Genomic DNA, 15,702 nt, shown 5'->3' with positions numbered 1-15,702 from the left:
GTCCCCCCTTAAAAATAGTGTTATAGAGTTACAAAGTACTGGTAGGTATTTTCATTTTCTAAGAGTTACGACGCGAAAGAAATAAAAACGATACTTTTTTATTTCTGAAGCTAGTAAGGCGCATAGGGTGACCGCGTTATAGCGGCAACCGTAGAATGACGAGCGACTACTTTGGAGCCGTCATTCTTTGCGAGTTACAAAGTACTGATAGGAAAACTCTTAGTGATAAATACCTACCATCTTATCGGGACTATATAACTTTATCATTATACCATTTTTAAGCGCAATTTGCAGTCTATATACTCAATAAAAATCAAAGAACAAGCTTTTTGATTGTAGATAAAACTGACTAAATTAGTAACATATACCTAATACAAGATGACGCTAACTTGTTTTAAAGAGTATTAATGTACTGTTTCAATTTCTACTAATCTATTTTCAATAGGTGTTTAACAACCTTAATATTATGCGTACTATTATTTTCAAACTATCGTGTCCTGAACAATAGTTTGAAAATGAAAAGGGACTTTATTCTTTTTGTAACCTTACTGTAATAATTATCCGATTAAAAAATGATAAAATAGGTATGTACAGTTAAGGAGAGAATAATGCCTGTAAGAAAATTACAATCCTATGAGGTAGACTATCAAGAAGAATTAAATCATCAGAATCCTCGCTATCAAGATTATACACCTGAAGCACAATCTAATGCCAATCTCAAGGAAATCCTATTTTTTGTTAATATTGCTGTTTTTTGTATCTGTATTGCTATCTTTAGTTTTATCTTTTTAGCATTAAAATTATCAACTGCTCTTGCATTTGTCGCAGCAATCGGATTTAGCTTACTTGTTTTAAAAGTCCAACGCTCTATTATCAAACGAAAATTTAGAAGATAAATCATACCCTACGTCTAATCAAGTTGATTTATAAAAAATTAAGGAGAACAGAGGATTTAAGATGAAAAATGTGTTATTCATCTTAAATCCTCTGTTTTTTTGACCAGCTTACCAAATATAATTATTTACTTAATTGAATAACGTGTAACCTTTCCTAATAAATGTTCTCTAAATATCCTAAACTGTAAAATCAATTAGTCTCGTTCCTTTTACCATTTTATTTTCTAAAATATGCTATAATAATACCAAAAGATAAAGAAGGAAGTCTTATGATTAAACTACTAGCCTTGGATATGGACGGAACCCTCCTCAATGAAGCCAAGGAAATCCCACAAGCTCACATCACTGCTATTCACCAAGCTATTGAAAAAGGTGTCAAACTGGTTCTCTGTACAGGTCGGCCGCTTTTTGGCGTCCTCCCCTACTATAAAAAACTGGGGCTTGACCTCCAGAATGAGTATGTCATTGTTAACAACGGTTGTTCAACTCACCAGACCAGTGACTGGGGGCTAGTTGACTGGCAAGAACTTAGTCCAGCTGATATCGAATACCTCTATGACCTAGCAGAAAAAAGTGACGTCCAGTTGACTCTTTTTGATGAGGAACACTATTTTGTCCTCGGTGGTAAGCCCAATCAAGTCATTGAAAATGATGCCAAGTTAGTCTTTTCAGACCTGACTGAAATTTCTCTTGAGGAAGCGACCAGTGGTAAGTATCGTATGTTCCAAGGTATGTTTTTAGGGACAGAAAGCCAGACAGACGATTTTGAGCAACGTTTTGCTGAGGAACTCTGCCAACGATTTAGTGGAGTTCGTTCGCAGCCTGTCATTTATGAAGCTATGCCACTTGGAACGACAAAGGCCACTGCTCTTTCTCGACTAGCTGAGATTTTGAAGATTAATTCTACAGAAATTATGGCCATGGGCGATGCCAATAACGATATCGAAATGCTCCAGTTTGCAGGGCTTGGTATTGCAATGGGAAATGCCAGCGATTATGTCAAATCCCTAGCTGATGACGTTACAGCAAGCAACGAAGAAGACGGCGTTGCGCGTGCCATTGAGAAGTATATTTTATAATTAAGAGGCCCAGTTCATGTCAACTGGGTTTTGATATTTAAGAATTCCTAAAACTTTAGAAACTCTTTAGAAATCCTTGAGCTTTCTTTGATTTCTATGCTTTATACTAAAGTTAACAAAATAAATCAAAAGGAGAGAATCATGAAAACAGTACTCGACATTCATGGATTGTCCAAAAACTTTGACAAACAAGCTATCCTTCAGGATCTTCATCTAACGATAAGAGAGGGAGATATTTATGGACTTATAGGGAAGAACGGAGCTGGGAAAACCACCTTGATAAAAATTATTACGCAACTACTGTTTGCGGATAAAGGAACTATTTCCCTCTTCTCCAGCAAAACGGAAAATGAGTGGACCAAGACTCTATCTCGAGTAGGTTCTGTTATCGAATCACCCGTAGCACATAATCACTTAACAGCTTATCAAAATCTGAAATATTACTGTATGATTCGTCATATTCCAAATGCTGATCAAGTCATTCGAAAAACGCTGGACTATGTAGGTTTGGCAGATACAGGTAAGAAAGTCTTTCGTGATTTCTCGCTAGGAATGAAACAAAGACTTGGTATCGCCATTGCCCTCCTATCCAAACCAGACTTCCTGATCTTAGATGAACCTATCAACGGCCTCGACCCAATCGGTATCAAAGAATTTCGTTTAATGATTCAACGGCTCAATCAAGAAAAAGGAATAACCATTCTCATCTCTAGCCATATCTTGTCAGAACTCTATCTCCTAGCTAATCGTTTTGGTATTTTAGATCAAGGCAAGATTATCCGTGAAATCAGCAAAGCTGAATTTGAAACACTAAGTGAGGATTATATTGTGCTTAAGACAGCCGACCAAGAGAAAGCTTGTCAAGTATTGAAAGAACAAATCCAGCTCCAGTTCAAGGTTGTCAATCCTGAGAATGAAATCCACATCTTTGGTCAGGAACAAGATGTCAAACAGATTCTCAAGGAATTAACTTTGGCAGATGTTGCCATTGACGAGATTTACTATGCCCGTCAAAACCTAGAAGAATACTTCACTCAATTGGTCCAATAGGAGGAAAATCATGATACATACCATTCAAGCAGACTTTTACCGTCTTTTCCGCTCCAAAGGTTTTTGGATTACAGAGGTCATTCTCTTTGTACTCATGTTAATGGGGGCTATTTTTGGAGCTACTGGTCATCTGATGGCAATCAATACAGAAGAACCAGAAATTCCAACCCATGGTTGGGACAGTGTACAAGCCCTGATCAACGCATCTAGTCAAGGTTCAAACCTCGTTTTTCTCTGCATCGTCCTAGCCTGCCTCGTTCTTGGAGTTGATTTAATCGGCAAACTCTATAAAAATAATTTAACAGTGGGTGTTTCTCGTACCGAGTTTTTCCTTGCCAAAGCCTTTGTATTGACTTGTATTGCACTTTTGCAACTTATCATCAGCCTTGTGATTGCCTTTATTCCAGCAACGATCTTAAATGGATTTGGAACTATGCCTGATGGCTTTATTGGCAATCTACTGGTAACAATTTTCCTTCAATTTCTTTGCCTTCTTGCTTGGCTTTCCATTGTTTCCTTCATTCTCTATGTTAGTCATTCTTATCTTGCGGTATTTATTGGTTATTTGGTCAGCTCTATCTTACTTTCTATGCCAATGCTCATCTTCCCAAGTATCAAAATTTCGCCATATTTATCATTGCAGTTTTTCTATGCTATGACTGCTAATAGTGAATCCATTTTCTATACACTTATAGTTACCTTAGCTGTTATTGTAATCTTTAATCTAAGTGGGTTGACAGTTTTTAAAAAGAAAAGTCTATAAAAAATGACCTCCTCTAGCCTACAGAGGAGGTTTCTTTTTGTTAAAAATAAATAAAAACCGACAACCATTGCCCATCTGTGCTTAGCTTCATCTCTGCACCGAGAAGATGACATAATTCCTCAGTGATATAAAGGCCTAAACCAGAGGATTCTTCCGTATCAGATAGGTTTTCAGAATAAAAACGGTTGCTGAGATTTTCAATTCTTTTGATGGGCTGTTTAACAAGGTTTGCAATCTCTAAGACAAGCTGTTCCTTTTCCTTTCTCAAAGATAGCCGCGCTTCTTCCTTGCCATGTTTGAGGACATTCCCAAGCAAATTTTGTAAAATTCGATCCAGTAAGTCTTCATCAGTCATCATTTTTAAACCAGCTTCAACCTTAAAATCAAGCGTGATATTTGCCGCCTGAAAAACATCATAATAAGCCAGAGTTTTTTTGGTGATAAAAGCTGAAAGGTCCACTTCTTCCAGTTTCGGTTTGACAGCTCCTTCCATCAAACGACGATATTCTAGGAGAGCCTCCAAACGTTTGGAAACTAAATCAAGGTGCTGGGCTATTTTTTGTAGGGTTTCTGCTTTGTTTTCAGGAGACTTTATCAATTGTTGGGTGTAGCCTGAAGCGATAGTCAGAGGCGTCCGAATATCATGGGCAATATTGCTGATGGCCATATCCAGAGTCTGCTTTTCCCTTTTCATCACCAACCGAGATTGTTCCACTTCCTGAAATAGATTCTCAATCTGCTGGTAGAGATGTAAAAAATGTTTGGAAAAAATGCTGACCCCTACTCTTTTCATACTACCTGTGAGAATCTTGTCTTCAATCTGTTGACTCAAGTTTTTAAGTGCTAGATGGTAGCGAATTAATACAATCGATAAAATAATTAGGAGTATCAGTAGAACAAAGATTATCATGTAGGTCATTGCTTGTCTCCTTTTAATCTTACCCCAACTCCCCAGATGGTTTCAATATATTCTTGATTTGGGTCAAGCTGGTTTAATTTTTTACGAAGATTACTCAAATGCGTATTGAGGGTATTATCTCCAGGTAGATAGCTCTCCTCCCAGACCAATTCATAAAGTTCTTCCTTGGTGAAAATTTTCTTAGGATGTTTGAGGAGAGTCTGGAGAATCAAGCATTCTTTCTTGGCAAGGCGAATCGTTTCCTGACTATTTTTGATTTCAAAACTTTCTGCATCAAACTGGATATTTTTCAAATTTTGTGGCAGATGTTCAGTTTTTCCTATTTCCATAGGATGTTTTTCTACGCTTTGACGTAATTGAACAGTAACTCTGGCAAAGACTTCTTCCAAATCAAAAGGTTTGACTATGTAATCATTGGCACCCTCTAAGAGGTATTGACTGATTAACTTCTTATCGCTCAAAGCCGTTAGCATAATGACTGGAATTTGACTTTGTTTCCTGATAGCTTTTAAAACCTGATCCCCATTTTTCCCAGGAAGCATGATATCGAGCAAAACGAGGTCAATCCCACCTTGGTCAAAACGCATGATTCCTTCTGTACCGGAAAAGGCTTGAATCACCTCATGCTCCTTAGTAAGAAGTGTTCGTAAAATCTCTTGAATGTCACTATTGTCTTCAATAACCAATATCCTAGCCATAAATACCAACCTTTCTGCAACTATTATAGCATGTTTTATTGATAAAGCTTAAATAGAAAAGCTCCTCGCATAAAAGCGCGAGAAAGCCTTGGAGAGTGAAAATATAAAATTCACTTGCTAGATGACCTAGTATCTTATAGTTGCTAATAAGAAGTTAGTCTAGCAGAATGAATCTCTCATTTCTCCCATACTAGTCTGTAATACGTTGATACATTTCGGGTCTTCTATCTCGAAACAAGCCCCAGTTTAAGCGTTCGCTTGCTCCCTTGTCTAGGTCATAAGTAGCTAACAGAACAGCTTCAGCTTGTCTTTCAGCTTGCTCTAGAATAGCTCCTGTTTCATCCGTCATAAAGGATGAACCGTAGAAGTCAAGACTGGAACTCTGTCCGCCATTTTCCTCACTTGGAGCGACTTCTTCCAAGCCATAACGATTTGCTGCGATGACTGGAACAATATTTGCTGCTGCGTGTCCTTGCATGGTACGTTGCCAATGGCCACAACTATCTGTATCCAAAATCGGCTCTGAACCGATTGCTGTAGGATAAAAGAGCAATTCAGCACCATTCAATGCAAGACAGCGCGCTGTTTCAGGGAACCATTGATCCCAACAGATACCGATCCCAATCTTAGCATAGCGAGTATCCCAGACCTTGAAACCAGTGTTACCAGGCGTGAAATAGAACTTTTCTTGATAATAATGGTCATCTGGTATGTGGGTCTTTCGATAAACACCCAGCACTTCCCCATCTGCATCAATGACAGCAATAGAGTTATACAAGACATTGCCATCTTTTTCATAGAAACTGATTGGTAAAACGACCTTTAGCTCCTTGGCAATGGTTTTAAAATGCTGAATAGCTGTATTGTCTGTCATCGACTGGGCATGCTGGTAGTAGTCATACTGACGTTCCTGACAGAAATAGGGACGTTCAAACAACTCAGGCAAGAGAATAATTTGGGCTCCTTGCTCAGCAGCTTGTCGAACTAAACGTTCAGCTGTTTGAATATTCGTTTCAACATCTTTAGCGCATTGCATCTGAATGGCTGAAACTTTTACATTTCTCATCTTTTTCTCCTATTCTGGGATTTGTTGGGTGATACAGTGGATATTGCCACCACCTAAAAGAATATCTCTGGCTGGAATTCCGACAACTTTACGGTCTGGGAAACACTTACTGAGGATATCTAAGGCCACTTGGTCGTTTACATCCTCAAACTGGGGAACCAAGACTGCCTTGTTAGCAATATAGAAATTGACATAGGAAGCAGCAAGCCTTTCACCTGCGTATCTCTCTTCTTCTCCTTCTTCATAAGTATAGCCTGGTAAATCGTCCTCAGTGACAACTTGTCGAATTGCAGGGATAGGCAATTTATGAATGGTAAACTTCCGTCCTTTTGCATCTGTTTCCTTTTCTAAAAGCGCTAAATCAGCTGCAGACATGGCATATTGAGGATCACTTTCGTCGTCCGTCCAAGCCAAAACAAGCTCAGCAGGACCAACAAAGGCTGCAACATTATCAACGTGTTCATTGGTTTCGTCCTGATAAATACCATAAGGCAGCCAGATAACTTTTTCAGCTCCAAGGCACTCTAATAAGGTATTTTCGATTTCTTCCTTACTAAGATGAGGATTGCGACCAGGGCTCAGAAGACAACTTTCAGTCACGAGAATGGTTCCTTGACCATCGCTATGTATCGCTCCGCCTTCCAGGACAAAAGGTTTGGCATCGTAAACAGGAATTGCCAAGGACTCAGCAAAACGACTAGCTACTTGGTCATCCTCTTCATAATCTTGGTAAAGACCATCGACAGCACCACCCCAAGCATTGAAAGACCAGTCTACTGCCAACTTTTCCCTTTTATCATTAAGGAGAATGGTTGGACCAGTATCACGCGCCCAGGCATCATTGCTGGGAATGTCTAAATAAACAACGCTATCTCCAAGGTAGTCTTGGGCTTCAGATAGATAGTCTTGCTCCACCAAAAGATAGACTCTTTCCCCTTCTGCAATGGTTTTTATAATCTGGCTGAAAGCTCTTTTAGCAGCTTTTCCTTGAAAAGGCCATGATCCTGGTCGAGTCGGCCATATCATAAGGGTACCATGATGGGGCTCGTATTCTGCTGACATGCGATAGCCTAATTTTTTGGGACTGTCCATCATGATAATCTCCCTTTAAAATCTTGATAGCCAAAGGCTTTGACTAAGCTACAGTCTCCCTGTTCGTCCATAAGATAGAGACTTGGCAATCCAATACCATTAAAGGTATTATTTTTGACAAATGAGTAAATAGCCATATCTTCAAAATAAAGTCTGTCTCCGATTTGGACTGGATTTTCAAAGCTATAATCACCAATCACATCGCCCGTCAGGCAGGTATTGGAAGAAAGTCTATAGGTATGGGCTTTTTCCTGAGCGGCAAATCCATTTCTCAAAGGTGGACGATAGGGCATCTCAAGTACGTCAGGCATATGGCAGGTCGCAGAGGCATCTAAAACCAAGATTTCCATACCGTTTTCTACAATATCCAATACTTCAGTTGCTAGATAACCTGCATTGAGCGCAATGGCTTCACCCGGCTCGATATAGATTTCAAGATTGTAAGTTTCTCGGATACGCTTGATCTCAGAAATCAGCAAATCCACATCGTAACCTTGTCTTGTGATGTGGTGTCCGCCCCCCATATTGAGCCATTTAACGTGATGTAAGTAGGGACCAAACTGCGCTTCTACTGCTTTCAAAGTTGTTTGTAAATCATCTGCTCCCTGCTCGCAAAGGGTATGAAAATGAAGACCATCCACCAAATCTAGCAAATCACTAGGAATTTTATCTAGTGTAACGCCAAAACGAGAACCAGGTGCACAAGGGTCATAGAGCGCATGATCTCCTTGAGTTGAACACTGAGGATTGATGCGAAGACCCAAACTGATACCAACTTCACGACAACGTTGACCATATTTTCGTAGTTGTCTCTCTGAGTTAAAAACAATATGATCAGATATTTTCAGTAGCTCTTCCATATCTGATTCCTTGAAAGCTGGTGCAAAGACATGGACTTCACCAGGAAATTCTTCTCTAGCGAGCTTAGCTTCATATAGTCCACTGGCTGTCGTACCTGATAGATACTGGCTAATCAAGGGATAGGTTTTGTAGAGGGAATAAGCCTTCTGGGCAAGCAAAACCTTGCAACCAGCTTCTTCTTGAACTCGTTGAAGAATCCGGCAATTGTCTTCTAGCTTGGCCAAGTCAATGACATAGGCTGGTGTGGGTACTTGTTCTAGCTTCATCAGTCCACCATTTGCGGATTTTCAACCACAACCCAAGGTAAGCCATACTCATTCAAAGCTTCCATGAATGGATCTGGATCCAATTCTTCAAGGTTATACACTCCAGCTTGTTTCCAAGTACCGTTCATAACCAATTTTGTTCCAATCATGGCTGGAACGCCTGTCGTGTAAGAAATAGCTTGCGAACCAACCTCTGCATAACATTCCTGATGGTCGCAAACATTGTAGATGTAGATAGTCTTTTCAACGCCATCTTTGACACCTGTAAAGATACATCCAATATTGGTTTTACCTACAGTACGTGGGCCAAGGCTGGCAGGATCAGGAAGCAAGGCTTTCAAAAATTGAATCGGAACGATGTCTTGTCCATTAAAGTTAATGGTATCTGTACGAAGGAGCCCTACATTTTCCAAGCATTTCATGTGGGTTAGATAAGATTGACCAAAGGTCATAAAGAAACGAATGCGTTTGACACCTGGAATGTTCTTGGCCAATGATTCAATTTCTTCATGGTGAAGGAGATACATGTCTTTTTGTCCAACTTGAGGGAAATCGTACTCACGTTTGATAGACATGGCTTCGACTTCTACCCACTTACCATCTTCCCAGTAAGAACCTGGCGCAGAAACCTCACGTAGGTTGATTTCTGGGTTGAAATTTGTCGCAAATGGATAACCGTGGTCACCACCATTACAGTCTAAAATGTCGATATAGTGGATTTCATCAAAATAGTGTTTGAGGGCATAAGCAGAAAAGACGCTGGTCACACCTGGGTCAAAGCCAGAACCAAGAAGAGCGGTCAAGCCAGCTTTTTTGAATTTCTCTTGATAAGCCCACTGCCATGAGTAGTCAAAGTAGGCTGTAAAACCAAGTTCCTTGCAGCGTTTTTCGTAGATAGCACGCCATTCAGGGTCTTCTGTGTCCTCAGCCTCGTAGTTGGCTGTATCGATATAGTGAACACCTGTTGCCAAACAAGCGTCCATAATGGTTAAATCTTGATATGGTAAAGCTACGTTCAAAACAGCTTCTGGTTTGTAGTTTTCAATCAGGGCAATCACTTCTTCTACCTTGTCAGCATCAAGAGCAGCTGTCTCAATCTTTGTACTTGTTTTGCCTTCCAGTTTAGCCTTCAAGTCATCACATTTTGACTTAGTACGGCTAGCAATCATAATTTCTGTAAAGGTTTCGCTATCTTGGCAAATCTTTGAAATAGCAACTTGGGCAACGCCCCCACATCCAATAACTAGTAAACGACTCATTTTTTTCCTTCCTCTTCTTCTAAAATGTCTTCTACATACTTAGGCAACATGAAGGCCCCTACATGTAAGTTTGCAGTGTAGTATTCTGTGAAAAGCTGGCGTTTTTTCCAGCCTTCCTTGTCAAAATCTTTGACAGGGTGGTATTTTTTAGATGCAAATCCAAACAACCAATAGCCAGCTGGGCTAGTTGGAATATGGGCCTGATAAACCCGACTGATTGGAAAGGCTTGATTGACCTTGCGATGCATGCTTCGGCAAGCTGACTCATCCTCGTCAAAGAAGGGACTTCCATGCTGGTAGATCATGATACCGTCTTCTTTCAAGGCTCTGTAACTGTTTCCGTAAAATTCCTTGGTAAAGAGCCCTTCCGTATGTCCAAATGGATCTGTTGCATCGTTGATAATGATATCGTAATCATCTTCGCAGTTTCGCAAAAAGCGTAGCCCATTTTGGTAGTAAATGGTAACACGAGGATCATCTAGCCCTGCAGCAAAATCTGGGAAATACTCACGACAGACTTCAACTAGCATCTCATCAGGTTCTACAATATCGATTTGCTCCAGTTCAGGATAAAGTGTTAATACTTGAGCAACACCACCGTCACCACCCCCAATAACCAAGACTTTCTTGGGATTTGGGTGCACAGCCATGGGAACATGGACGGTCATTTCATTGTAGACAAAATCATCCGCATCTGAAAACAAAACATGCCCATTTAAAATCAGTATTTTTCCAAAAGCTGGTGTATCTAGAACTTCGATATCCTGCCATTCACTTTTTCCAGCGTAGAGTTGCTTGGCTGTTCTCAAGGATAATTTCACATCTGGAGTATGAACTTCAGAAAACCATAAATCCATCTAGTTCTCCTTTCTCTTAATGACGTTGATGTGATTGACCTCGGGATCTTCTGTCCCTTGGAGGGAGCAACCACGTTCCTTGGCAAATTGGATATAGTCTACAATTTCACGTGTAATGCGTTCACCAGGAGCCAAGATAGGAATCCCTGGAGGATAGCACATGACAAATTCCCCACAGACCTGTCCAACAGACTCATCTAAGGTCAAACTTTTTCTCTCTGAATAGAAGGCTTCTTGAGGAGATAACACCAACTCCGGTTGGATATATTCTCCAGCTATCAAGTCCTTCCCATCTCGTGAATAGAGTCTCTTGATATCAGCAAGAGCACCAACCAAGCGCTCGATGTCTTGGATACGGTCACCAATCGAAATATAGGCCAAGATATTGCCAATATCACCAAACTCAATCTGAATGTCGTATTCGTCTCGTAGGAGGTCATAAACCTCGATACCTGTTAAGCCAATACCCTGAGTGTAAACTGACAGCTTGGTCACGTCAAAATCACAGACAGATACACCATCTATTAACTCTTTTGAGTAGGCATAGTATCCACCAATAGCATTGATTTCACGACGAGCGTACTCAGATAGCTCAATAACTTTCTCAAACGACTCTTTCCCACGAAGAGCTAAGTTGCGACGTGAAATATCCAGACTAGCCATCAACAAATAAGAGGCGGATGTTGACTGGGTAAGATTGATAATCTGACGTACGTATTCAGGATTCATCTGCTTCCCGATTAAAAGAAGCGAACTTTGTGTCAAACTCCCACCAGACTTATGCATGGAGACTGCTGCCATATCAGCACCTGCATCCATAGCAGATAGAGGCAATTTATCAGTAAAATGTAAGTGCGCCCCGTGGGCTTCATCTACTAAAACCATCATGCCAGCTTCATGAGCCATTTCTGTCAACCCCTTTAGGTCTGAACAGATTCCGTAGTAGGTAGGATTGTTAATCAAAATGGCCTTGGCATCTGGATGGTCCTTTATGGCCTGGGCTACTCGGTCATTTTCAAGACCTAAAGCGATACCAATCTTAGGATCTACACTCATCTCGATATAGATGGGAATGGCACCACATAGAACCAACGCATTAATAGCAGATTTGTGGACATTACGTGGCAGAATAATCTTATCTCCTGCCTTGCAGGTTGCCAGAATCATAGTCTGCACCGATGAAGTTGTTCCACCAATCATGAGAAAAGCATGGCTAGCTCCAAAAGCATCTGCAGCCAGCTCCTCTGCATCACGAATAATCGAAATAGGATGGCCTAAATTATCCAAGGGTTTCATCGAATTGACATCAATACTTACACATTTTTCTCCTAAGAGTTCGACAAGTTCTGGATTTCCCCGTCCACGTTTGTGACCTGGAACATCAAAGGGAACAATCCTTTTCTTGCGTAACTTCACCAAGGCCTCATAAATTGGGGCTTGGTTTTGATCTAACTCTTTCAAGACATACTCCTTTCAATATTTTTAGGACCTTATGAAAACTAAGGAACTAAAGGTTGACTCATGAAAAAAGAGCAGGTTTTCACCTGCTCTGCAATCTTCTGACGTTTTTATGTTTGTTTCTGTTGAGTATGTCTGTTCCCGATGTTTCCTAACTCTCTAGTAGCAAATATTACGTACTTTATTGATCGTTTCACAAGATGACGTGTGCTTTCACCACACTAAAAATTTATGAATTAGGACAAGTGTCCTAACATCAACTTATAAAAGTAGGCTTTTAACCCTATCAATAATGTGGTTTTTCAACCACGCTTCGGCATTCAACCCTGCCTGTCCGTAGGCATTTTTTACTCGGGTTTATATTTGCTAGAAAACATCATCTCATTTTCTAAGCTTTATTACTATATCATGTTTCCAAGAACTTGTAAAGCGTTTTACGAAAAAAATATAAAAAAGTTCGCAAAATATTTGGATTTTATTTGATTTAATACTAGTTATTCTCTTGTAAACGATTATAAAGTGAACAAAATGTTTATCGTATTTAATTTAAAATTTTTTATGCTATTCTATACTCTTTACCTTTGGTGTTTGATCTATTAGAGAAGAGGTCGACATTTTATATCATTAAAATCGTGCAACTTTTTTCAGATACTTTTAAAAGATTGATTTCCCTATATTTTTCCTTTATACTGGATAAAAAGGAGAACAGTATGTCAGAAACAAATCACGAAATCGATTCAAATTTTGCAGGTCGTTTAAATATCCTACGTGCGGGTGTTCTTGGTGCAAATGATGGGATTATTTCCATTGCTGGTGTGGTTATCGGGGTTGCTAGTGCTACTAGCAATATCTGGATTATCTTTTTATCAGGATTTGCAGCTATTTTGGCAGGTGCCTTTTCAATGGCTGGTGGAGAATATGTATCCGTTTCAACTCAAAAAGATACCGAGGAAGCAGCCGTTGCGCGTGAGCAAGTCTTGCTAGACCAAGATATGGAATTAGCCAAAAAGTCCCTCTATGTAGCCTATATCCAAAATGGAGAATGTGAAACCTCTGCCCAACTCTTGACCAACAAGGCCTTTCTTAAAAATCCACTCAAGGCTTTGGTAGAGGAAAAATATGGGATTGAGTATGAAGAGTTTACCAATCCTTGGCATGCTGCTATCTCTAGCTTTATTTCTTTTTTCCTTGGTAGCTTACCACCAATGCTGTCAGTAACTATTTTCCCAAGTGAATACCGCATCCCTGCTACTGTCCTTATCGTCGGTGTGGCCCTTCTTCTTACTGGTTACACTAGTGCCAGACTTGGAAAAGCCCCAACCAAAACAGCTATGATTCGGAACCTTGCTATTGGTCTTTTAACCATGGGAGTTACCTTTCTGCTAGGACAACTTTTCAGCATTTAGTATATAAGAAATACCTCGATTTTGAAGTCGAGGTATCTTTTTTTACATTTGCACAATCTTGCGATAACTTCTTGAAGTAACCATGAAAATCAGCACATAGGCGATGAGGAAGATAGCGCAGATAGACAAGGTCACAGTCAACATCATAGTCGTATCTATTACACCAATCACTTTTAAAATCAGACTAAGCATATGGTAGGCAAAGGCTAGATGTATGAAGGCAAAAAGCAAAGGAAGGAAGAAAACAGTTAAAACCTGTTTGTTGATGGTTTGCTTGATTTGCTTTTGATCTAAACCGACTTTCTGCAAGATAATAAAGCGCTCACGGTCTTCATAGCCTTCAGAAATTTGTTTGTAGTAGATGACCAGAACGGTTCCGACCATAAAGATAATGGATAGGAAAATACCGATAAAGAAGACACCACCAAAGAGGGCACTCATTTGAGCACTAGCATCTGCTAGATTGCTTCCATACACATAGCTACCTTCAGTGTTTAATTGAGCATTAAACTGATTGAGGTAGTTTTCATATTCTTCAGCGACCTTGAGCTGTTCTTCTTCACTGACATTTACATTCATACCACCGTAAAGTTGATTATAGATAGCTGAATCTGGGAATTGATCCAAAAATGCTTGCAAATTAGGAACAACAAGGTAATTGTAATCAGTAGTAAAAATATTAAACTGATTTGGAACATGGTTCACAATAAAATCTGTATTAAATTCTTCTTTGACAGAAAATTGATGGTTATTTAGAGTTAGAGCTTTCTGTCCTTTCAGTCCGTCATTTTTGGCAAAAAGACCGACCTCATTCCCTGATAGAGACAGTTTTTGACCAGTCATATTTTCATAATCTTTTTGGTCAAATACCATGAAAACTGTTTTTGGTTGGACACGATTTTGTCCTTTTTCAAAAATAGTTAACTTGGTTCCTTCTTGATTTGCAATACCAAAGTTACTGTAACGAAGCACTTCTTTCTCTTTGACACTATAACCTTTGTCACTTGCAAACTGGCTCAAGAGTTTGTCCAAGTCTTCTTTTTCAACGTTTTGTCCAGTAATTCCAAAGTCATGCGGATTCATCACTTTTTTAAAGGATTCTGAGGCATTGAAAATGCTTGTCGCTGCAGACATGGTAACCAAGACCATTGTTGACAAAATAGCGATTGTTGCTAATCCAACTGCATTTTTCTTCATACGGAAAATCAAGTTGGAAACAGAGATAAGATTATTTGGTTGGTAATAGTATTTCTTATTTTTCTTTAAGATTTGGAGGAAAACGGTAATTCCTGCATTAAACAATAGATAAGTACCAAAGATAACCAGTAAAACAGCTAGGAAGAAGGTTGTTAGGGCTGTGAGAGGATCTTTTACAGTAAGGGCAAGATAGTAGCCAATTCCTAAACTTATGGAACCAAGAATAGTTTGTAGAGGTAGGAAACGACCTTTTTTCTCACCACTAGCTTTTTCACGAGAAAGCTGGAGGGCATTCATACGGGCGATTCGAAGGGCATTCAGGAACATGAGGCCTAGGAAAATCAATCCAAAGACAACAAGTACTGCAATGACAACATTCATTTGGAAGGTAGCGACCAGCTCAACCTTCAATTTCATCAGTTTGAGCAAGAAAGCGAAAATTAACTTGTCAAACAAGGCTCCAATACCGATACCCGCTCCAACAGTTAGAATCCCAAATACCACTAACTCCTTAAAGGTCATACTGATTAGATGACGCTTCTCCAAGCCCAACATTCCATAAATTCCTAGTTCCTTGGAACGGTTCTTCATGACAAAACTATTGGCATAAAGGACGATAATAGCTGATGCAAGGGTGACAACAAACATACCAAATCCTAGAGTAGCTTGAATGGTGGATCCTCCACGGATTTCCGCAATCTTAGGATTAAAGGTTAAAGAGTAAAAGAGATAGGTGACAGTGACTGCCAAGAGAACAGCCAGCGCAAAAGGATAGTAGAGTTTGCGGTTTTTAATCAAGTTCGATACCGCTAACTTATTGGTTAATCGAAACATA

General features: G+C 39.7%; 14 protein-coding genes. 5 read left to right on the top strand and 9 right to left on the bottom strand.

Going from position 1 to position 15,702, the window contains the following annotated elements; translation table 11 throughout:
- Window positions 1-608 precede the first annotated feature (608 nt).
- The 4 genes from ACN076_RS06300 to ACN076_RS06285 all read left to right on the top strand — a co-directional run bounded on the left by ACN076_RS06300 (window position 609) and on the right by ACN076_RS06285 (window position 3,788).
- Window positions 609-896, top strand: coding sequence for a DUF3270 domain-containing protein (locus ACN076_RS06300; protein WP_219966675.1), 288 nt, complete (start codon window positions 609-611; stop codon window positions 894-896).
- Between the two features lie 269 nt (window positions 897-1,165).
- Entirely contained in the window at window positions 1,166-1,975 is an 810-nt protein-coding gene (locus ACN076_RS06295; protein ID WP_420789622.1) for a Cof-type HAD-IIB family hydrolase, read from the top strand.
- A 141-nt stretch (window positions 1,976-2,116) separates the two neighbouring features.
- Window positions 2,117-3,025: an ABC transporter ATP-binding protein gene (locus ACN076_RS06290; protein WP_420789621.1), complete on the top strand. Its 909-nt coding sequence runs from the start codon at window positions 2,117-2,119 to the stop codon at window positions 3,023-3,025.
- A gap of 10 nt (window positions 3,026-3,035) precedes the next feature.
- Window positions 3,036-3,788, top strand: coding sequence for an ABC transporter permease (locus tag ACN076_RS06285; protein WP_420789620.1), 753 nt, complete (start codon window positions 3,036-3,038; stop codon window positions 3,786-3,788).
- 40 nt (window positions 3,789-3,828) lie between these two features.
- On the opposite strand, the gene ACN076_RS06280 is transcribed toward ACN076_RS06285, so the two are convergent.
- The 8 genes from ACN076_RS06280 to ACN076_RS06245 all read right to left on the bottom strand — a co-directional run bounded on the left by ACN076_RS06280 (window position 3,829) and on the right by ACN076_RS06245 (window position 12,267).
- Window positions 3,829-4,707 (bottom strand): sensor histidine kinase, encoded by an 879-nt coding sequence (locus ACN076_RS06280; RefSeq protein WP_420789619.1) that lies wholly within the window; start codon window positions 4,705-4,707, stop codon window positions 3,829-3,831.
- Window positions 4,704-5,405 carry a response regulator transcription factor gene (locus ACN076_RS06275; RefSeq protein WP_420789618.1) on the bottom strand — a complete coding sequence of 234 codons (702 nt, stop codon included), beginning with the start codon at window positions 5,403-5,405 and terminating at the stop codon, window positions 4,704-4,706. Before ACN076_RS06275 ends, ACN076_RS06280 begins: the two co-directional genes overlap by 4 nt.
- A 190-nt stretch (window positions 5,406-5,595) precedes the next feature.
- Window positions 5,596-6,471, bottom strand: a complete 876-nt coding sequence (gene aguB, locus ACN076_RS06270) for an N-carbamoylputrescine amidase (protein ID WP_219966669.1) — start codon at window positions 6,469-6,471, stop codon at window positions 5,596-5,598.
- A 9-nt stretch (window positions 6,472-6,480) separates the two neighbouring features.
- Entirely contained in the window at window positions 6,481-7,566 is a 1,086-nt protein-coding gene (aguA, locus tag ACN076_RS06265) for an agmatine deiminase (protein WP_261070217.1), read from the bottom strand.
- Complete coding sequence (gene nspC / locus ACN076_RS06260; RefSeq protein ID WP_261070216.1) at window positions 7,563-8,690, bottom strand: carboxynorspermidine decarboxylase; 1,128 nt, start codon at window positions 8,688-8,690, stop codon at window positions 7,563-7,565. The genes aguA and nspC overlap by 4 nt, the downstream gene beginning before the upstream one ends.
- Window positions 8,690-9,949 carry a saccharopine dehydrogenase family protein gene (locus ACN076_RS06255; protein WP_261070215.1) on the bottom strand — a complete coding sequence of 420 codons (1,260 nt, stop codon included), beginning with the start codon at window positions 9,947-9,949 and terminating at the stop codon, window positions 8,690-8,692. Before ACN076_RS06255 ends, nspC begins: the two co-directional genes overlap by 1 nt.
- Entirely contained in the window at window positions 9,946-10,806 is an 861-nt protein-coding gene (speE, locus tag ACN076_RS06250) for a polyamine aminopropyltransferase (protein WP_000366713.1), read from the bottom strand. The genes ACN076_RS06255 and speE overlap by 4 nt, the downstream gene beginning before the upstream one ends.
- Window positions 10,807-12,267 carry an aminotransferase class I/II-fold pyridoxal phosphate-dependent enzyme gene (locus ACN076_RS06245; protein WP_420789617.1) on the bottom strand — a complete coding sequence of 487 codons (1,461 nt, stop codon included), beginning with the start codon at window positions 12,265-12,267 and terminating at the stop codon, window positions 10,807-10,809.
- A gap of 707 nt (window positions 12,268-12,974) precedes the next feature.
- On the opposite strand from ACN076_RS06245, the gene ACN076_RS06240 reads away from it, so the two are divergent.
- A complete protein-coding gene (locus ACN076_RS06240; RefSeq protein ID WP_420789616.1) occupies window positions 12,975-13,670 on the top strand; it encodes a VIT1/CCC1 transporter family protein in 696 nt (231 codons plus the stop codon).
- A gap of 42 nt (window positions 13,671-13,712) precedes the next feature.
- Here ACN076_RS06240 and ACN076_RS06235 read toward each other — a convergent pair whose 3' ends face one another.
- Window positions 13,713-15,701 (bottom strand): ABC transporter permease, encoded by a 1,989-nt coding sequence (locus ACN076_RS06235; protein WP_420789615.1) that lies wholly within the window; start codon window positions 15,699-15,701, stop codon window positions 13,713-13,715.
- Window position 15,702: the final 1 nt, after the last annotated feature.

This window comes from Streptococcus sp. K0074, assembly GCF_048843365.1.
GTDB classification, from domain to species: domain Bacteria; phylum Bacillota; class Bacilli; order Lactobacillales; family Streptococcaceae; genus Streptococcus; species Streptococcus mitis_BM.
The sequence above is the reverse complement of the archived record's forward strand: the minus strand, read 5'-3'. Positions and strand labels throughout refer to the sequence as shown.